This is a genomic window from Sorangium sp. So ce117 (assembly GCF_051524395.1).
GTDB classification, from domain to species: domain Bacteria; phylum Myxococcota_A; class Polyangia; order Polyangiales; family Polyangiaceae; genus Sorangium; species Sorangium cellulosum_B.
In genome coordinates, this window is sequence record NZ_CP150309.1 from 4183376 (window position 1) to 4202583 (window position 19208).

The following is a 19208-nucleotide window of genomic DNA, read 5'->3' on the forward strand; positions in this document are numbered from 1 at the left end:
CGCGCCCTCCTCACGCCTCGATGGCGAGCCGCTTGATCATCTTCTGAAGGCCGAACCTGGACAGACCCAGCAGCTTGGCGGCCTGCGTCTGGTTCCCGCGCGTGCGCTCGAGCGCGTCGCGCACCAGCTCCGTCTCCAGCGCGTCGATCCTCGCTCGGACGTTGAGGCCGAGCTCGCGGGGCGTCGCGTTGCCGCCGTGCGCGATCTCCGGTGAGAGGTGCTCCCGATCGATGGTCCCGTCGCAGAGCACGATCGCCCGCCGGATCTCGTTCTCCAGCTGGCGCACGTTGCCCGGCCACGCGCAGGCCGAGAGGCGATCCATCGCCCCGCGCGTGACCCGGACCGAGCCGCGGCTGTGCTTCTCGACGAGGTGCTGGACGATGAGCGGAACGTCCGTCGCGCGCTCGCGCAGCGGCGGAACCCGGATCGTGATGATGTTCAGCCTGTAGAGCAGATCCTCCCGGAATGCGCGGGCCCGGACGAGCGCCTCCAGATCCCGGTGGGTCGCGGCGATGACGCGCACGTCGACCTTGCGCGCCCGCTCGGAGCCGATCGGCCTCACGAGGCCGTCCTCGATGACCCGCAGCAGCTTCGTCTGCATCGCGAGGCTCATCTCGCCGATCTCGTCGAGGAACAGCGTGCCCCGATCGGCCACCTCGAAGAGCCCGGCGCGCGGGCGATCCGCGCCCGTGAACGCGCCGCGCACGTGCCCGAAAAGCGCCGACTCGAGGAGCCCTTCGGGGATCGCGCCGCAGTTCTCGCTCACGAACGCGTGCGCGGCGCGCGGGCCGTTGTGGTGGATGGCCCGCGCCACGAGCTCCTTGCCGCTGCCGGACTCGCCGCACACGAGCACCGGAACCTCGGAGGCGGTGACCCGATCGACGAGGCGCAGCATCGCGCGCAGCGGCTCGCTCTCGCCGATGATGGCGTCGTACCGGTAGCGCGTGTCGCGGCCGCCGCGCGCCCTGGCGAGCTCGAGCGCCGCGGCGTCGAGCTCCGCCTCGCGCCGCGCGAGCTCCTCGGCGAGGCGCGACGAGGCGCGCTCCGCGCGGCGCGCGGCCCGGCGCAGCTCGACCTGCGCGCGCGCGTCGGAGATCGCAAGCGCCGCGACCGACGCGATGGCGCGCGCCCACCGCAGCTCCTGCGCGCCGAACGCGCCGCGGCGCACGCGGTCGTCGAGGTAGACGACACCGAGCGCCTCGCCGCGCGCCACGAGCGGGACGGCCAGCACGCTCCGCAGCTTCAGCGCGTGCACGCTGTGGTGCACGCTCGGCAGCTCCCCCGCCGCGTCGACCGCGACCACCGGCTCGCGCGCCTCCAGGGCGCGGCGCGCGAGCGTCTCCGACAGCGCGAGCTGCTCCGCGCCGAGGCTCGAGCGCGCCAGGTTGCGCGCGGCCCGCGGGACGAGGCGCCCGTTCGGGGCGCGCAGGAGCAGGAGCCCCCGCTCGACCCCCGTCCAGAGCACGAGCGCGTCGACGACCCGGTCGAGCAGCGGCGCGAGCCGCTCGCGCTCGCCGAGCGCGCCGACGAGGGCCTCCAGATCGCGCGCCTGCTCGGGCCGAAGCCCGCTCTCCGGCAGCGCCCGCGCGCGGACGACCCACGGGAGCGACCGGACCGCGCCGGATAGCGCCGACGCCCCTGGTGAGGCAGCGGAGGCGCCCGCCGAGCCTGCGCCGGCGGTGCGCACGCAGAGCTCGCGCGCGGCGTCGGCGAGCGCGGCGAGCACCCGGTGCGCGACGTCCGTCTGCCCGGCCCTGACGGCCAGCGCGTGCGCCGCTGCCAGCGCCGGGCCGCGCGCCGCGATCGGGGCGCGGGCGCCCGCGAGCGCGGCGATCGCGGCGAGGATGCGGTCGCTGCGGCCGCGCCACGCCGATGCGCCCGCCGGGCCGCGCGGCGCGTCGTCCGCGGCGGTCGCGGAGCCGACGTCGTCCGCGGAGCCGACGTCGTCCGCGGCGAGCGCGATCGCGGCGCGCGCTCCCCACCAGTCGAGCCGCGAGGCCGCCGCGGGCTCCGGGCCGTTCGCGAGCTCGTCGAGCTCCTCGACGCGGGCTCCATCGAGCTCGCCCGCGCCGTGGCGGAGGAGCCGCGCGGCCGCCCGGAGCGTGTCGTCCGCGGAGCCTCCGGCGAGGAGCGCGGCGGCGCGCGCCGCCGCCGCGCGCGGGTCGACGTGCGATCCGGCGTCCGCGCTCACGACGCCGTCGCCCCGCGCGGCGACCACGTCGGCGATGGCCCAGAGCGCGTAGGCCTCCGCCTTCGCGTCGCCCGCGTCGCGGGCCCGCGCGATGGCGTCCTCGGCGGTCCGGCAGGTCTCGTGCACCAGGCCCGCGGTGGCGTAGGCGGCGGCGCAGGCGAGCAGCGCCCGGGCGCCCTGCGCCGGCCGGCCGAGGTGCTCCCAGAGCAGCGCCGCGCGGGTCGACGTCGCGATCGCGCCGTCGAGATCGCCGAGATCCACCGCCGCCGCCGCCTCGCCGGTCCGGTAGGTGGCCTCCTCGACCACCGCGCCGGCGCGGACGGCGTAGTCGACCGCGGCGCTGAACGACGCGTGCGCTCGCTCCGGATCGCTCGCGTGCCACGCGTAGCCGCGCACGGCGGCCAGCCGCGCCAGCTCCTCGACGGAGCTCGCGAGCGCCTCGCCGCGCGCCACCTCCGACAGCGCCCGCGCGGTGTCGCCGCGCAGCACGGCGAGCAGCGCGCGCACCTCGCAGAGCGGCGCCGTGACCGCGTCCCCGGCGAGCGCGTCGGCCGCCTCCAGCGCCCCAGCGTCGATCGCGACGCGCGCGAGCACCGCGCGCGCGCGCCCCTCCGGGTCCGCGCCGGCGTCGATCGCGGCGCGCGCGCGCTCCTCCGCGAGGGCGCGATCGCCGGCGCGCCGCAGCACCTCCGCCGCGAGCGCCGCGGCCTCCGTCGCGCCGCGAACGCACGAGCGCAGCATCAGGCTCCGCGCGCGCCCGGCGTCGCCGTGCAGCCGGAGCGCGTTGGCCGCCGCGACGATCAGGCTGGCCGGCGCGTCGTCGCGCTGCTCGATCGCCTCGAGTGCGAGCGGATCCGGCGGCACCCGCGCGATCGCGAGCGCCAGCGCCGCCGCCTCCGCCGCGCCGAGGGCGTGCGCTTCGGCGGCGCCCTCGGCCGCTCCGCGGTCCTTCGGCGCCGCGCTCGCCCGCCGCCGCGCGCCGCTCCCCGGGGTTCCCAGCGCAGCCGCCTCGACGTCCGCGAACGTCCAGGCGCGCGGCGGGACCTGCCGCGCGAGCGCGACGAGCGCGTCCGCGAGCGCCCTCTCCGGCGCAGACGCGAGCTGCCCCATCGGCCACGCCGTCGCGCTCGTCCCCGCGAGCGCGGTGAGCCACCGCGCGACGCGGTCCGGCCCGAGCCTCCCCAGCCACGCCGCGTCGCTCTGCGGCGGGCCCACGCGCGCCGCGCCGTCGCCCGCGCGGAGCGACGCGCCGGAGAGCGCGCGCACCCGCTCGACCACCGCGAACGCGTCCACGAGCCAGGGGGCGACATCGTCGCGCACCCCGAGCGCCGCCTCGAGCTCGTGTCGCCGCAGGCGCAGGTAGGCGGCGCGCACGCGGCGCGCGTCGCGGTCCTGTCGATCGCGCTCTGCGCCGGGCGCCCCCGCATCGCGGCCGGCGCGCCCGGCGGGGGGTGCGGCGAACGGGGGCCGCGCCCGCTGCGCGCCGGCGATCGCGGCGCGGGCCGACTCGGTGACCCACGCGGACGACGGGCGCGCCGCGGGGGAGGGCGAGAGGAGCGCCCGGCAGATCGCGTCGAGCGGCGGCCCGGCCGTGCTCTCCGCGGCCGCCGCGGCCCGCGCCGCTCCGATCGGATCGTCCGCGTCCGCCACGCCGGGGAAGGCGATCTCGGCGAGCAGCGTCCCCAGCGCGAGCAGGTCCCTCGCCCGCGCGTCTCCGAGCTCCGCGTCCCCGCGCGCGATGTACCGCAGCGTCGCCCCGTCCACGGACGTCTCGTGGATCGAGCAGGCGAGCCCCAGGTCGATCACCGCGATCCGCCCCTCCGGCGTCAGGATCAGGTTCTCCGGCTTGAGGTCTCCGTGCGCCAGGCCGATGCCGTGCAGGTCGGCGAGCGCCTCGCCCGCGTCGCGCGCGGCGGCGAGCGCGAGCCCCGCGCGCTCGCCAGGGGGCAGCCCGCGCAGGGCGTCGGCGACGGCTCGCCCTTCGATCCAGCGCATCGCGACGAACGCGCGCCCCTCCTCGCCGGGGGCGCCCTCGACGCGCGCGACGTTAGGTGGCGCCGCGAGCCACCCGACGTCGACGAGCTCTGGCAGCCGCGGCGACAGCGCCAGCGCCGCGTGCAGCGCCTCGCGGCCGAGCACCCGCCGCACGGAGGCGCGCTGCGCCGCGGACGCTCCGCGCCCGCGCGCCTCGATCTTGAGCGCCACCACGCCGCCGCGCTCCTGATCGACGGCCCTCCAGACCTCGGCCGACCCGCCGGACCCCGCGACGTCCAGCAGCCGGAAGCGCTCTGCCAACCGAGGTGTCACGGTCGACGGCTCGCTCATCCCCGGAATGCTCCCGGGCAAGGAGCCACCTGTCAACCCGGTTACGGATCCGGCGCAGCGCCCCCCGCCGCGCCTGCCCCGCCTCCGCCTCCGCCTCCGCCGCCCGATCCCTCACCGCAGCTCGGCGCGCCGCCGTCTGGCAGATCGATATCGACGGCCCCCGCGTCGCTGCAGGTGTCTTCCGGGCCCTTGCCGTAGTGGTCCGCCACGAAGCGCGCGAGCGACGCTTTGTCGAGGCACGTCGCGGTGTACGTCGCGCCCCAGGCCGCGGCCGCGACCGGGGTGTCCAGCGCGCTGTCGGGCGTCATCACGAGGCGCGCCTCCGGCCCTCCCGGCACCATGAGGCACTTCGGATCGGAGGCGGCCTCGGCCCGCACCTCGTCGAGCAACGCCTTCACCTCTGCGCAGCCGGACGGGGCGCACCGGTACGCGAGGACGATCGCGCCGTGCTCGAGGTTGTGGACGTACATCTCGCGCGGGACCTCGGACTCGAAGCGCTTGTACTCGGCCCACAGGCCCCAGTGATCTCCGCCGCTCGGCGGGTTGGTCGCGTACTGGACAGGCGCGCACGTGGCCACGTGTTGCGCCGACGTGACGGGGATCCCCGTCTTGACGACGACCTTGCACTCGGCCTCGCCCGGGAGCGGCGGAGCATCCGGAAAGCTCGTGACGGTCTCGGGTTGTTGCGGCGCGGGCGCGGCGTCGCCCTCGTCGATCGGGGGCGAGCTCGTGCCACACCCGCTCAGAGGAACGGCGAGCCCGGCGACCATCGTGGCAGCGACACACATCTGCGCGAAACCGCAGTGTTTCATGGCCGAAGCCTACCATGTCCGACGCGCGACGCGCGTTGCCCTGGCACGTCGGCTCTGGTGTACTTGGGTCCCCTAGCGTGGCGAAGCAACAGAACGATCATCGGCAGACGCTCGTCACCTGCACCGCGATCGCCCCGCCGGTGCTGCCGGTGGCGCCCGGCACCGCGTGCCTGGTGGTGATCTACGGCACCGAGCTCGGGCGCCGCATCGCGCTAGGGACCGGGGCGATCGAGTGTGGGCGCGCGATACAGACCGATATCCCGCTCGACGACGACGCGGTGAGCCGGCGTCATGCGCGCATCTCCTGGACGGGGATGAGCTACGTTGTCCGCGATCTCGGCTCGACCAATGGCACCTACGTGAACGACGTCTCCGTCGATGAGCGCGCCCTGACGGACGGTGACCAGGTGAAGATCGGCCGGACGATCTTCAAGTTCATCCAGGGTGGGAACGTCGAGCTCTCGTATCACGAGGAGATCTACCGGCTGATGACCTTCGACGGTCTGACGCAGGTCCACAACAAGCGCTCCTTCGAGGTCGCGCTGGAGCGCGAGGTATCGCGGGCTTGCCGCTACCATCGCCACCTCGCGCTCATCATGTTCGACATCGATCACTTCAAGAACATCAACGACACCCGCGGGCACCTCACGGGCGACGCCGTGCTCCGCCAGATGGCCGCGCTCGCCGCTGCGAACGTCCGCCGCGACGACGTCCTCGCGCGCGTCGGCGGGGAGGAGTTCGCGCTGCTCGTGCCGGAGATCGCGCTCGACGGCGCCCGCCTGGTCGCCGAGAAGCTGCGCGCGCTCGTCGAGCGCACGCCGTTCCGCTTCGAGGACGGCGAGGTCGCCGTCACCGCGAGCTTCGGGGTCGCCGGCGTCACGCCGGACGCGCCGGTCTCGCCGATGGAGCTCTACCGCCGCGCCGACGAGCGGCTCTACCATGCGAAGAAGGCCGGGCGGAATCGCGTGATGTGACGCTCCGCAAGCGCCGTCAGGGCGAGGCAGCCGGGGCGGAGCAGTCTCGCGGCGCGGCGCCGTTGAGGATCCACGTGGACAGGATGTCCATGCCGTCCACGTAGGGTGTTGTGTCCTGATCTTCCGGCGTCTGGGGGTGGAACCAGAATATGGGGTTTGAAGGCGGGGGCGGCATCGGCATCCCCACGACGAACGCCGCCTGCAGCCGCTCGTTCTCCTGGCGGAGCTTCTCCGCCGCATCGGCGGGCAAGGAGGGGTCGACCGCGCTCTGCCCGATGAGGATCTTGTAGAGCAGGTAGCTGTTCCCCGGGTTTCCAGGGTCGATGAGCGGCATGGCCCTGCCGAAGCGCTCCGGGGATGCCTCCCCCACGTGCGCCTTCTCGCCCATCTGGGTCTGGTGCGCGGTGCGCCCGATCGCGGTCTCGAACAGCGGATCGAGCTGGTTGAACGCCGTGCCCAGGTTCAGGTCCAGCCCAGCGGCGGCGCTCGCGCCGTTGTGGCACCCGAAGCAGCCGTAGAAGAGGTAGTACGCGGCGCCCCTCACGCAGGCGACGCACGTCGGATCCGCGGGAGCGTCTCCCTGGCAAGCTTCCGTGCGCGTGACGCACTCGAGGTCTCGCTGGCAGAAGAAGTCGCCGCTCGGCGGGCGCTCCGGCATCGCCTGAGGCGGGTTCGTCGCCGCGACGGAGAACTCGATGCGCGTGTTGCCGCCGAGGGGTGCGCCGTCGAACGCGCGGATGCCGGACGGCGCAGCCTCGTCCGCCGGCTTGAAGACCGTCAGCGCGTACCGGGTCCCGGGAACCAGGCCCGGCATTCCTTCGATCTGGCGGAAGATGACCTCCCGCTGGACAGGGTTGTACGTGGGCGCCAGGGCGATCGGATTGACGCAGTCCGCGTAGGTCTGGACTGTCGCCAGATCGCCCGAGACACACACGGATTCGGCGCCGACCGTGGCGCTCACCGAGCTCGGCAGCAGGTAACGATCGAACTTCAGCACGAAGCTCGCGGTCGACAGGACCTCGGTCATGCCGGCGGGATCGAGCGTGGTGCGGACGGGCTGGTAGTTCTGGTCGAGGCTGGTCGTGGCGCGCGCCTCGATCAGCTGGACAGGAGGGGCGTCGATCGGCTGGAGCGTGGCCTCCCCCACGTCGCAGCCGACCGTCGCGAGGGCCGCCTGCAGGCAGAGGGGGAGGGGGGCGAGGCGTGTGGCGCGAGCTAGCGTGCTCAGCTCTCGGAGTAGAGCGAGAGCTGCTCGCGGACGACCTTCTCGTTTACCCCGGACTGAATGTGCTCCTTGAGACAGTCGGCCAGCGTGATCAGCATGTCGTCTACCCCTTTCTCCTCGATGAGCTTCGACAAAAGTTGGCGTGCATCCCGTCCGTCGTCCTCGCGGAGGAAGCCCCGCACTGTCTCCAGCGTGATTTCCCCTTGGAAATCGAGATAGAGGTTGTCGATCAGGTACTTGATCAGCTCCTTCACGCCCGTTCTCCTTGGCGTTCGCGGCGATCGTTAGGGAAGCCGCGCGCACTTCGCTATACCCGTCGCCGGAAGGCCAGGGCAAGGAATATACTGACGGATTTTGACTTTTCATTGGCACCGCTGCACGAACCTGTCGCTCGACTGATGGCACACCAGGCACGGACGCGGGTTCCGGGAGAACGCCGTCTTGCACTTGCTCTCGAACCCGAGCGGGTGCGGGTTCAGCCCTTGCCCGCCTGACGCCCCGCGCGTCGCGTGGCAGGTCGCGCAGTCCCGCTCGGTGTGGCAGGAAACGCACGCATTCAGGTTTCGCTCGGCTTCCCAGGCGTGGTGCTTCGCGCTGCGCGGCGCTGTGGTCCACTCCGCCGGCGGGGGATGGAAGCGGCGCCCCGCAGGCCGCGCTGCGCTCGGCGCGTCGCGCGCCACGCCCGTCCGCCGGTGACAGTCCGCACAGAACGTCTGCTCCTGATGGCAGCTCACGCAGCGAGGATTGTCCTGCCGGGCCGCTTGCGGGTGCATCGAGAGGAAGTCGTTCGGGTGGACGTTGCGCGGACGGATCTTCCCGTCGTGGCAGTCGGTGCAGTAGTTCGCGCTGTGGCATGACCCGCAGAAGGCGCTGTCGTTCGCGGCGACTTGCTTGTGCCGCTCGAGCCAGTCGGGCGTGTGCCCCGCGCTGTGCAGCCACGCGGGCGGCAGCAGATCGCCCGTGGCGAACGCCGTCACGAGCCGCCCGTCAGGGCGCGTCAGGTGGCAGACGTCGCAGTCGCTCTTCGCCTCACCCTGGGCCGCGCCGCTCATGTTGTGGCACGTGAAGCAGCCGGCCATGCGCGGCAGCTGGTCACGGGTAGCGAGCTCGATCCGGTCGACGCGGCCGTGGCACTGGCTGCACTTGATGTTCCTGCTCACGTGCTTCGCGTGAGGGAAGCGCAGGTTCGCATGCGGCAGCACGAGCGGCGCCACCTTTCCGTCGCTGCCAGCGTTCTCCCCGATATGGCAGTACACACACTGTCCGTTCTCGTTCGTCCCCGCCTTCACCTGGGTGAGGTCGGAGTGATCGACATCATGACAGTTGTCGCACGTCTCGCTCGGCTTCGGCAGCAGCCGGTCCGTCACCGCGCCGCTCGCGTAGGCCGCGCCGTGGCATGATTTGCACGTCTGCTTGAGCCCCTTGACGTGCTTCTTGTGGTTGAACCGGATCGTCAGCGTCTGCGGGGGGTAGATCTCGTCGCTCGGGACCGGGGTCGCGCTCGTCCCAGGCGGCATCCACGCCAGCGGCACCTCCGCGTCGTCGGGCATCGGGTGGAGGCCCGACGTGTACCCGCCGCGCGGCGCCTTGGCGGGCGCCTCTCCCTCGGCGTCGCCTTCCTCCGCGTCCTCCTCTGCCGCCTCGGCGCTGTCGTCGCCTGCTGCCGCCGGCGGCTTCGGCTGGGCAGCCGCCTCGGGGCCCACGATCGCGAGCGCCAGCGCGCCAAGGCACGCGACGATCGCGACCCACCCAGGGACGAACCTCGCCTCGTCTCGCCGAGCGCGGCGGCGTCCGTCCTGTCTTGCGTCCATGCGATCCTCGCTCACGGCGCCACCCGCAGGTTCACGAGGCCGACGACCCGGAAGCGCTGGCCCACCAGCCGATTCATGTCGTGCTCCCACTCGAGCTTGAAATCCGCGGCCTCGCCCGGCCGATACCCGGCCCCAAGGACATATCCGAACGACGTCGCACCCCGGTCCGGCCTGAGCGGATCCTCCCAGTTGTACAGCGACATCCGCGCTCCGAGCGCGTAGCGCTGCCCGCTCAGCCGCTTCTCTCCCGAGAGATCGGCCCCCGTCCGCCGCCCGCGCTCCCCCGTCTGCAGCATCCCGCGGAGCTCGACCGACGTCGTGCGCGTGCGGTAGCGGCCCGCGAGGTTCGCGAGCACATCGGTCGAGATCGTCGCGGCGCGGTTCTTCTCGTCGCGCGCGTAGTCGCGGAGATCGCCGTCATTCGGATCGAGCGACGTCGCGCCGACGCAGCCCGGTCGCCTCACCGCCTCGCACTGGCCAGCGCCGAACTCCTCCGGGTTGCCTTCGGCGATCCACATCCGCGTGCCGCCCCAGGCCGCGACATCCATCTCGCGGGTGATGTCCACCGCCGCCCGTCCGGTGATCGTGGTGATGGGATCGTGGGTGAACCAGTTCCAGATCGAGTCAGCGTCGAACGTCGGAACGAAGTAGTCGACGTCCGCCCCCAGCGTGACCCGGCTCCCGGCGTACACCTCCAGGCCGCCGTAGAACGAGCCGACGAGCTGGTTGTAGAAGTCGTAGGTCACTCCGCCCTTGATGCCGCCGAGATCGGGCTTGTTGATGTTGGCGGCGTACCCGAGCCGATCCTGCGAGATGCGCGACTCATCGGACGTCCGGACGCCTCCGTCCGGATCCGGGAACTGCTGGGTGACGGAGGTTCCCAGGTTGTAAACGCGGCGGTAGGTCAGGCGACCGTGGATGTAGTTCGGGCCGGCGCTCTCGAGCGCGACGCCGAACGCCGGCGCCAGATCGGCCTCCTGGTACGACGGGAAATCTGCTGCGCTCCCGGGCTGCGTCCGGTCGTCACCGAATCCCCGGTGGCTGCCGCGCCAGATCCCCTGCCGCTCGAAGCGCGATGTGGAGAGCGGCAGGCCGCCGCGCTGCTCGAGCCCGCCGTACGCCTCGAGTTGAACGTAGTAGGGCGTCGTCACCCGGACGAGCGCGCCGTCGAACGACCACCACCCGAGCACGTCGCTCACGTACTGGCGGCCGACCCGGAAGCCGAGCCACCCGCTGGCGACGTTCCGCCCTTCGACGTACGCGTACATCAGATCGAGGGGCGCCTCGCGCAGCCCCGGGATGTAGCGCGAGCCGCCATCGATGCTGTAGTCGGTCTCGCCGCCCCGCTGCGCGCCGTCGAGGTGGCCATTCATCCCGAAGTCCGCGTCGAGCCGGAGCCGCACGGTCGCCGAGTAGTCGGCCTCGCCTGGGGCGGAGTCGCCCTGGAGGTTGTAGACGGCGAGCCCCAGCGTCTGAAGGAGCCGCCGCCGCTCGATGTTCGTGTCGCCCCAGGGGCCCGCGACCTCGTAGGCCTGGACGCCGGTCGTCGACTCGACCTCGAAGTCGGCTGCGTCCGCGCTGCGCGCGACGAGCGCGCAAGGCAGCAGGCACGCCGCGGCGAGCGCGCGTGAGAGGGGGAGGCGACAGAGGAGGACGCGACGGGCGCTCCCCACGTGCGTGCCTGGGCGAGCGTCGCTGGACCGCCGGGGACGAGGTCGTGACGGAAGCTCCGCCATCCATGAGCGGTGCTCAATCACGGACTGCGCTCGCTTTCGTCTTGTGCGGGCCGGTCTGCGCGGCTTCGCTCTCAGCTACCGCCGAGGGCTGAACAAGCATGGCGTGGAGTTTCGTCCACGTGCGGTGATGCTGTCAACCCGATCGCAGGACGAACGGACTTGTCACGACGCGCGCCGGGTCAGCTGTATCCAGCGCCCTTCCGGAGCTTGCCGTCCGAGCCCACGCTGAAGCCGTTCGAGTCCTGGAGCGCCTGGCTCGCGCTGCTCCGCAGCTCGGCCGGCACCGTCCAGCCCCGGGTCATCAGCCCCTCGGCGACCTTGTTCTTCACCCGGACCGACTCCTCGGTCGCGAGCATCTTCACCAGCGCTGGCACGCTCGCCTCATCGCCCTGGGAAAAGATGGTCTGCACGGCGTGGAAACGGACCGTCTCGTTGACGTCGTCGAGGAACCGCTCGACCGCCACCCGCACGTCGTCGCCCTTGATGTCGCCCAGCGCCATGATGAGCTGCTGCTTCGGCTCGACGTTGCGCGCATACTCCGTGTCGAAGCGGTCGAGCAGCTGGACGAGCTCGGTCCGGTACCCGGTGTCGTCGAGCAGCGCCCGCAGGATCTTGAGCGGCCAGGTGAGCGCCTCGGCCTTGATGCAGAACTCGACCACGGCCGGCACCGCGTCCTTGCCCGCATCGACGATCCCCCGGAAGGCCAGATCCTTCTCCTCTTGATCCGTGATGGAGGGGTCGATCGAGAACGTGAAGCGCCTGAGGAGCGCCGCCGCCGCATCCGCGCTCTTCATCGCGGCGAGCGACTGGATGGCGTCAAGGCGGTCGTACGTCTGAGCGCGCTTGTCCGCGACGACCTTCGCAGGCCCGGCCACCTTCTTGTCGGAGGGGGCGCCCCCGGCAGGGGGATTGCTTTTGCGGAGAAAATCGAAAATACCCAACGCTGACCTCTGGTGGCTGTCCCCGCCGCCCGGTCCGAGCTACCCGGCGATCGTGGCCCGATCTATAGCGGGGCGCATCTTCGTGCGCTACGGGCTCATCCGCGTCGTTTGGCTCGCTGCGGCGTAAGTTCGTACGCCCCACGCGCTTGCCTAGCGGCTGAGCCCGTATCACGCGAACCTGCACCCCGCTAGAGTGGCTCCCCGCAGAGGGGGCCTCCCGCCCGAGCTATCCCGGGAGGACCGGCTCGGTCACCGCGAGGCGGCGCAGCCGGTCTACTCGGTCGTCTTGATGCCGGTGGGGAATTGAATACTCAGGCTCACGGTGACCATGCTCGTGAAGTGGAATTCGCGGTCCTTGTCGTCCACCTTTCGGTCAGGGAACGCCTCGTCGGTTCCGAGCCCGTGGTTGTCGAAGCCCGAAGTATTCCATGCGAACGGCAGGGCGCGCCACTCCGCCCCGAAGCCGATGAAGTCCGACGGGTAGAAGTTCCAGCCGAGGCCGAACGTCGGCGCGAAGGCCATGCGGCTCTCGAGCCCGAAGGTGTCCGCGCAGGCGTTCTGGGTGGTCGTGCCGCACTCCTTGCGCTCCTTCACGCCGATCGCCGCGGCTCCCGCGAAGAAGCTCACGTCGGTGTCAACGAAGAGCTCGGCGAACAGCGCCAGCTTTCCGCGGAAGGGAACGACCGTGACCTGTGGCGCTGCGACCCACTGGATCTGTCCAAGCTGATCCTTCGTCAGGTCGCCCTTGGTCAGGTTGACCCTGGTCAGCTGGCACGCCTTCGTGAACGGCTGGGTGTCGCAGTTACGCCCGTCGATCGCGACGCGCTGGAGCTCGTCCGTCAACCCGGTGTTGTACTGAAACCCGTACCCGCCCCAGGCGCCGAAGCCGAGCCAGTCCGTGAAGTGGTAGGTGAGCCGCAGGCCCGGCATGATCGTCCGCCGGTACTCGTCCAGCAGCGTGAACGATGCGCCTGGAGCCACCTCGAACCGCCCGTCGCGGTGGAGCCGGAGCTTCCGCACGGCCGGCGCGCCGGCCAGAGGGCCCGTGAGCTGAATCTCCTGCGCCTCCGCGGGCGCAGCCGTCATCAGAAGTGCACAGCCGGTAAGCCCTGCCACCACGGTGCAGAGGCTCTGGACGAATCGACGCATCATGCCTGTCCCCGTCTTTGGCTGAATCATCCTATGTCTCGCGCTCAGCGTCTGCGCGTCCCCGCGTCCAAAGTCCTCACTTCGGCAGCCGGTATTCCCAGGAGAACGGCAGGAAGACCGACAGCCCGACCTGCGCCTGTACGTTGTTGGTGAAGCTCTTCCCCTCGGCGAGCCAGGTGCTCTTGTCCTGAGGGTTGGTCTTGTCGACGCTGGGGTTCTCGAGCTCGTCGAAGAAGATGTAGTCGCTGACCTCGAACATCGCCGCAAACCAGCGGTTGAAGAAGATGCGGAGGCCACCGCCGACGTGGAACGAGAGCTTCGGCTTCCAGTCGAAGGTACGGTTGTCGGGATCGACGACGGCCATGGGCCTCGTCGAGATCGCGCCGACACCGCCCAGTACGAAGAAGTCGTAGTGGAAGATGAAGTCGCTGAACCCGGCGAACTTGCCGTACGCGGGGACGTACGTGAAGTTCGCATTCGCGTTCCACTGATACTCGGTGATCGGCTCGCCGACACGCGCCGCCCTGCTCGTCTGGAAGTTGAAGTCCGACGGCGTGTTGAGGGCACCGTACCAGTTGCCGTTGACCCCGATCGCGAGGACGTTGGTGAGGTACCAGTTGACCGCGAGCCCCGGCCCGTTGTGGCCGACGAACTGATCGTTCATCGTCAGCCCGAAGTACGGGTTCACCTCGAAGCGGTGGTAGCGCAGCGCGTAGATCTGCTGCACCGCGTAGGTCTCGTTCTTGAGATCCTTCGCGGCCTCCTTCTCCAAATTGATCGTAGGACACGCCGTCGGGTCGATCGCACAGATGTCCCCAAGCCCCGTCGTCTCGCCGCCCTCGGCAGGGGCCGCGGGCGCCTCCACCGGCTCCGTGCCCTCGGCAGGAGTCTCTGGCTCGTCGAGGTTGATTTCCTTGGGTTGCCCTTTTGGCTGAGCTGATGCCGTGAGCGGCATCGCGACCAGCGCAGCCGCAACGAGAAGCCCCACGCGAGCCTGGTTCATCGCCATCCCTTCCAAAGTCCGTGCGATGCGAGCGATCGATCGCCCAGGTAGTACAGCTTCCTAACTACTCGAATTCATTAAATAATTCGGTCAACCGCCAAGCCCGACGGACTATATCACGTCGAAAATAAAAGGATCAACAACCAAATCCTTTTGCCACGGACGACCGGCGGCGTCGCAGAGGGGACCCGCCGGGTGGACACGCGGCGAGCGGCAGACTCGCTGCACAATCACCGCGGGCTCGGATCGCCGGTGTGCTTGCGCCGAGGGCGCGACGATGGTGACGCCTGACGGTTTCAGCGGGAGAGGCGCGGCGTGCTGAGACATCGGAGCCATCGCCCGTTGGTTGGACCGGCCTCGAGCCGCGTGATTGGGTGGTGAGGAGAGATCGAGCGCCGCCGGCGCTCACGCCGCGGACCGCGCGTCAGGCGGCCGCGTCTTCGGAGCCGCTGGCGCGGCCGAGCATCGCCTCGACGAACTCGTCGGGCTCGAACTCGCGGAGGTCTTCCGCGCGCTCGCCGATGCCGACGTACCGGACGGGCAGCCCGTGCTCGGCGCAGATGCCGAGGATGACGCCGCCCTTGGCGGTGCCGTCGAGCTTCGTCAGCACGATGCCGGTGATGGGCAGCGCCTCCTTGAAGAGCGCGGCCTGCTGCATGGCGTTCTGGCCGTTCGTCGCGTCGAGCACGAGCAGCGTCTCGTGAGGCGCGCCCTCGAGCGCCTTGTTCATGGTGCGCGCGACCCGGGACAGCTCCTCCATGAGGTTCGTCTTCGTGTGCAGCCTGCCGGCGGTGTCGGCGAGCACCACGTCGGCGCCGGTGTCCTTCGCCTTCTGGATCGCGTCGAAGATCACCGCGCCCGGGTTCGCGCCGTCCTTGCCGCGCACGACCTCGCAGCCGACGCGCTTGCCCCAGACGTTGAGCTGCTGCACCGCCGCCGCCCGGAACGTGTCGCCCGCAGCGAGCACCACCGTCCGGCCCTCGGCCTTGAGCTGCGTCGCGAGCTTGCCGATCGTGGTCGTCTTTCCCACGCCGTTCACGCCGACCACCATCACCACGGTGGGCTGCGCCTTCAGCGGCAGCCCGCCGCCGGCGCCGACGCGCAGGATCCGCTTCGCGTGCTCGCGCAGCGCGTCCCAGACCTTGTCGGTGTCGGCGAGCTCGTTCCTGCTGAGCGCCGACCGGATCTCGTCGAGGAGGAGCTCTGTCGTCTTCACGCCGACGTCCGAGGTGAGCAGCACCTCTTCGATCTGCTCGACGACGTTGGGATCGATCTCCTTCTTGCCGGCGAACAGCGCCTTCAGCCGGCCGAAGAACCCCTCGCTCTCCCGCACCTTCGTGAGGCCTTTGCGGAGCCCCTCGATGTCTCGCTTGCGCGCGGCCGGAGGCGCGGTCTCCCGCGCTGGCCTGGCGGCCGGCTTGACGGCCGGCGCCTCGATCGCGGGCGCGATGGGCGCCTCCGCGACCGCGGTCGTCGCCGGCTCGATGGCGGGCGGCGGCGCGACGGGCGCCTCGACAGGGGCGGGCGCCGCGGGCGGCTCCTCCTGCGGCGCGGGCTCCTTCGCCTTCGCCGGAGGAGCTTCCTCCGCCTGAGGCTTCTTCGGGGCACGCGGCTTCTCGGTCGGCTTGTCCGCCGGCTTCTCGGAGGGCTGCTTCGCCTTCTCCTGGAGCTTCTTCGGTTCGGGGGGCGCTGCGATCTCCGGTGGCGGCGCCTTCTTCGTGACGAAGTAGACGATCGCCGCCACCACGACGAGGCCGACGATAATTAGGGCGATTTCCACGTTGGCGTTCTCCGGCGAGGGAGCCGACTATATGGGACGCACCCCATACGTCAACGTGCGGTCGCGCGGGGGCGCGATCCGACCAGCGAAACGGCAGATCGGCGCGGCGACGGGGCCGGCGCTCCGCGGGCCCCGTGCGCCTGGCTCACGGGGCCAGCGGCGCGGCGCCCGGCTTGGGCTCCGACGCCCCGAGGTCCTGCTCGATCCGCTCGTCCACGGGATCGGGACCGAAGGCGGCGTGCTCGATCCGGCTCGCCCAGAGCTCGACCTCGCGCTGCTGAACCCTGCTCGCCACCCGGCGCACGTGCCCGGGCGTCGGCTCCGGCGGCCCCTCGAAGGGCGCTCCCTGGCGCCGCGCCCAGCGGACGAGGCGATCGAGGACGGCGCGGCGCCGCGTGACCAGCGCGATGCCCAGCTTGCTCGGCGACGGGAGCGCCTGCTCATGGCTGCTGTGCATTGGCGCGCGGACCACGAGCCTCGCGTCGCTCCGGTACGGCGCCTCGATCGAGAACTCGCCGACGTCGTCCGTCAGCGCGCGGGCGATGACGCCGCTGCCGTCGAAGGCGGGGACGACGATCACGAGCTCGGCGCGCGCGATGGGCGTTCCGTCATGCGCGTCGGCGACGGCGCCACGCCAGCCGGTCGCGCCCTCGAGCGGTCCCATGACGCGCACGCCGGCGCGGCCGGGCGGCGCGACGGGCCGCTCGTCGCCCGCGCGCGTCGTTGCGGCGCGCTTCGGCGCCCGCCGCCAGCCGCCGAGCACCCAGCCCGCGATGGCGAGGACGGCGGCGCCGAGCGCGATCTGCCGCCACGCCCCGGGGCCCGCGACGGGCACGTCGATCGCGAGCTCCGCGCCGGGGATCCACCAAGGCGAGGCGGGCACGTAGCGGAGCGAGATCGGGACCGTCCCCGCTCGCTCGGCGGTGAACGCGGCGATCACCCGCGCCTTGCCGCCGGTCACGGTGGCCGCCCCGACGGGCTCGCCCGCGCGCAGCGCCTCGACGACGCCGCCCTCGACCGGGCCACGGGACGAGCGCACCTCGACGTCGATCGGGACGCCGTCCTCCGCGCGCGCCGGCTCGACAGGATGCGACAGATCGAGCGTGACTTGCGCGTACCGGACGACGCTCTGGCTGACGCTCGCCTTCGCCAGCGTGGCGGTTCCATCGAAGCGCGCGCGCAGCACGCCCTGGCCGGCGCCGTCGAGGCGCTCGGTCGGGAGCTCGAAGCGCGCGCGGCCGTCGCCGCCGGTCGGAGCCTCCGCGAGCCGCGCGCCGCGCTCGTCCTCGAGCACGACCGGGAGGCGCTCGCGCTCGAACGGCGCGCCGCTCCCGACGCCGCGCGCGCCGCTGCGATCGAGCCGGAGCGCCACGGTGACGTTCACCGTCGGGCGATCGAGATCGACCGCGTCGACCGGCGGATCGAACCGGAGGATCACCGGCGCGAGCGGGGCCGCGTGCGCCTCGAGCGGGATCTTCGCCTCGACCGCGTCGTAGAGCTTTCCCCCTGCGAACCGGATGCGCAGCGTCGCGTACGCGAGCGGCGCGCGCCCGCGGAGGCAGAACCCGCCGCGCTCGTCTGTCGCTATCACGTAGCCGCCTTGCGAGGGGCGGGGCTCGCGTGCGCGCGTCGCGCCGTCGGCCGCGCACCCGTCGACCGCCGGCAGGACCGCGGGGGCGCCGGCGCTCGTGAGGGCATCGATGGAGAGCGGCGCCTCCGCGATCGCGCTCCGCGCGTCGTCGACCACGCTTCCGCGCACGACGAACCCGTCGGGCTCGGTCCATGCGACCGCCTCGATCTGCGCGCTTCCGCGCACATGGATGCGGAGCGGCGCGCCATGCGTCTGCGCGTGCGCGGCGGGCGCCGCCGCGAGCGCCGTGGCCGCGAGGAGCGCCCACGGCAGGCATCGTCTCAGTCCGCGCATCTCCCGAAGGCCTCCGGCGAGCTCCTCGTCATGGTCGCGCATTATCGGTCACGCCGGCGCGGCACGGGCAAGGGGAAGCCGATCCGAAGCCGTGCCGAGCTCGCGCTCGCCCGGCGCGCGTGGTGTACGTGGTGTGCGTGTCGCGAGCGAGCGAGCAAGCGGCGAGTGCGGACGTAAGCGGACGTGAGCGGACGTGCACGCGAGCTCGCGGCAGCGCGTCGGGTCGATGGCGGCAGCGGTGGGTAGATAAGCGGATGGTGAAGCCGTGTTCGCCGTGAGCCCAACATGGTTCACGCGTTGAAGCGCCGCGGGCAGGCCGCGTCAAACCGTCCAGTCTGGTCGCAGCGAGGAGCGAGCGAATGCAAGGCAAAAGTGCGAGCGTGTGCGCACCAATTTTCGGGCGTAGACCCGCTGATCCGATCGCCACGGCGGCGATGCGCTCGTGTATCGTCGGACGTGGAATGCGTCGGCCCTTTTCAGTGCTCGTGTTGCTGGTTGTGACGCTTGTACTCTCGCTGATACCCACGAGGCTCTACGCGGATCAGCGCACGAGCTACCTCGCCGACCAGCTCAGGACCAACGAGGACTATCGCGTCCGCACGCAGGCGGCGCTCGCGCTCGGCGCGTCGGGAGACGACGCCGCCACGAGGCCGCTCTGCGACGCGCTCACGGACGGCAACGCGTCCGTCAAGGTCGCGGCGGCAGCGGCGCTCGGCAAGCTCGGCAAGCCCGCGGGGCTCGCGTGCCTGGAGCGCGCCGAGGGCCGCGAGCAGACGCCGGCCGTCAAGTCGCAGATGCAGAAGTCGATCGCGGCGCTGTCCGCTGGCGGCGGGAGCGGCTCGGCGGCGCCGCCGCCTCCGGGCGCGGACACGAAGTACTACGTGGCCATCGAGATCACGAACAAGAGCGGCCGCCCCGAGTCCGAGATCGAGCCGCTCGTGCGCGCCGCGATACAGTCGAAGATCCTCGCGAAGGCCGGCTACGCGGTCGCCCCCAAGGGCGAGACGGTGGCGCAAGGCAAGAAGATTCTGAACGGCAAGAAGCTGAAAGGCTTCTATCTCCTCGCCACGGTCGAGCCCGCCGTGTACCAGGGCGGCAACCTCACCCAGGTGGTCCGCGTCAGCATGTGGACCTATCCGTCCAAGTCGCTCCAGGGTGAGTTCGCGCCGAAGCTCACGCAGAGCGGCACCCCGAAGAAAGACGTCCAGAGCGAGAACATCCTGATGAAGATGTGCGTCGAGAACGCGGTCGAGACCTTCCACAAGGTCGTCGCCTCGCTGTGACGCACCTTCGCTGCTCGATATTGGCTTTCCCAGTGCCTCACGACCCTTGTCATC

General features: G+C 71.6%; 13 protein-coding genes. 2 read left to right on the forward strand and 11 right to left on the reverse strand.

Translation table 11 applies throughout. The annotated features are described in order from the left end of the window. Positions 1-10 precede the first annotated feature (10 nt). Positions 11-4516, reverse strand: coding sequence for a sigma 54-interacting transcriptional regulator (locus tag WMF46_RS15725; protein ID WP_437986353.1), 4506 nt, complete (start codon positions 4514-4516; stop codon positions 11-13). A gap of 41 nt (positions 4517-4557) precedes the next feature. After that, positions 4558-5328 carry a DUF3105 domain-containing protein gene (locus tag WMF46_RS15730; protein WP_437986354.1) on the reverse strand — a complete coding sequence of 257 codons (771 nt, stop codon included), beginning with the start codon at positions 5326-5328 and terminating at the stop codon, positions 4558-4560. A 77-nt stretch (positions 5329-5405) separates the two neighbouring features. Between WMF46_RS15730 and WMF46_RS15735 the strand changes: the two genes are divergently transcribed. After that, complete coding sequence (locus WMF46_RS15735) at positions 5406-6302, forward strand: diguanylate cyclase (RefSeq protein ID WP_437986355.1); 897 nt, start codon at positions 5406-5408, stop codon at positions 6300-6302. 16 nt (positions 6303-6318) lie between these two features. Here WMF46_RS15735 and WMF46_RS15740 read toward each other — a convergent pair whose 3' ends face one another. From WMF46_RS15740 to WMF46_RS15780, 9 genes are all read right to left on the reverse strand, one after another. Continuing rightward, positions 6319-7449 carry a hypothetical protein gene (locus WMF46_RS15740; protein ID WP_437986356.1) on the reverse strand — a complete coding sequence of 377 codons (1131 nt, stop codon included), beginning with the start codon at positions 7447-7449 and terminating at the stop codon, positions 6319-6321. A 77-nt stretch (positions 7450-7526) separates the two neighbouring features. Next, positions 7527-7781 (reverse strand): hypothetical protein, encoded by a 255-nt coding sequence (locus tag WMF46_RS15745; protein ID WP_437746386.1) that lies wholly within the window; start codon positions 7779-7781, stop codon positions 7527-7529. Positions 7782-7889: 108 nt separating this feature from the next. Then, entirely contained in the window at positions 7890-9338 is a 1449-nt protein-coding gene (locus WMF46_RS15750) for a cytochrome c3 family protein (RefSeq protein WP_437986357.1), read from the reverse strand. A gap of 11 nt (positions 9339-9349) precedes the next feature. Continuing rightward, the gene (locus WMF46_RS15755; RefSeq protein WP_437986358.1) at positions 9350-11011 is read right to left on the reverse strand and encodes a hypothetical protein; all 1662 of its coding nucleotides are present in this window, start codon (positions 11009-11011) and stop codon (positions 9350-9352) included. 242 nt (positions 11012-11253) lie between these two features. Beyond that, positions 11254-11949: a HEAT repeat domain-containing protein gene (locus WMF46_RS15760; RefSeq protein ID WP_437909270.1), complete on the reverse strand. Its 696-nt coding sequence runs from the start codon at positions 11947-11949 to the stop codon at positions 11254-11256. Positions 11950-12288: 339 nt separating this feature from the next. Beyond that, positions 12289-13167, reverse strand: coding sequence for a hypothetical protein (locus WMF46_RS15765; protein WP_437986359.1), 879 nt, complete (start codon positions 13165-13167; stop codon positions 12289-12291). Between the two features lie 73 nt (positions 13168-13240). Beyond that, positions 13241-14152 (reverse strand): outer membrane beta-barrel domain-containing protein, encoded by a 912-nt coding sequence (locus WMF46_RS15770; RefSeq protein WP_437986360.1) that lies wholly within the window; start codon positions 14150-14152, stop codon positions 13241-13243. A gap of 439 nt (positions 14153-14591) precedes the next feature. Then, positions 14592-15947, reverse strand: coding sequence for a signal recognition particle-docking protein FtsY (gene ftsY, locus WMF46_RS15775; protein WP_437986361.1), 1356 nt, complete (start codon positions 15945-15947; stop codon positions 14592-14594). Between the two features lie 145 nt (positions 15948-16092). Continuing rightward, the gene (locus tag WMF46_RS15780) at positions 16093-17871 is read right to left on the reverse strand and encodes a carboxypeptidase regulatory-like domain-containing protein (RefSeq protein ID WP_437986362.1); all 1779 of its coding nucleotides are present in this window, start codon (positions 17869-17871) and stop codon (positions 16093-16095) included. A gap of 497 nt (positions 17872-18368) precedes the next feature. Between WMF46_RS15780 and WMF46_RS15785 the strand changes: the two genes are divergently transcribed. Further along, positions 18369-19154 carry a HEAT repeat domain-containing protein gene (locus WMF46_RS15785; protein WP_437986363.1) on the forward strand — a complete coding sequence of 262 codons (786 nt, stop codon included), beginning with the start codon at positions 18369-18371 and terminating at the stop codon, positions 19152-19154. The last annotated feature ends 54 nt before the right edge of the window (positions 19155-19208 follow it).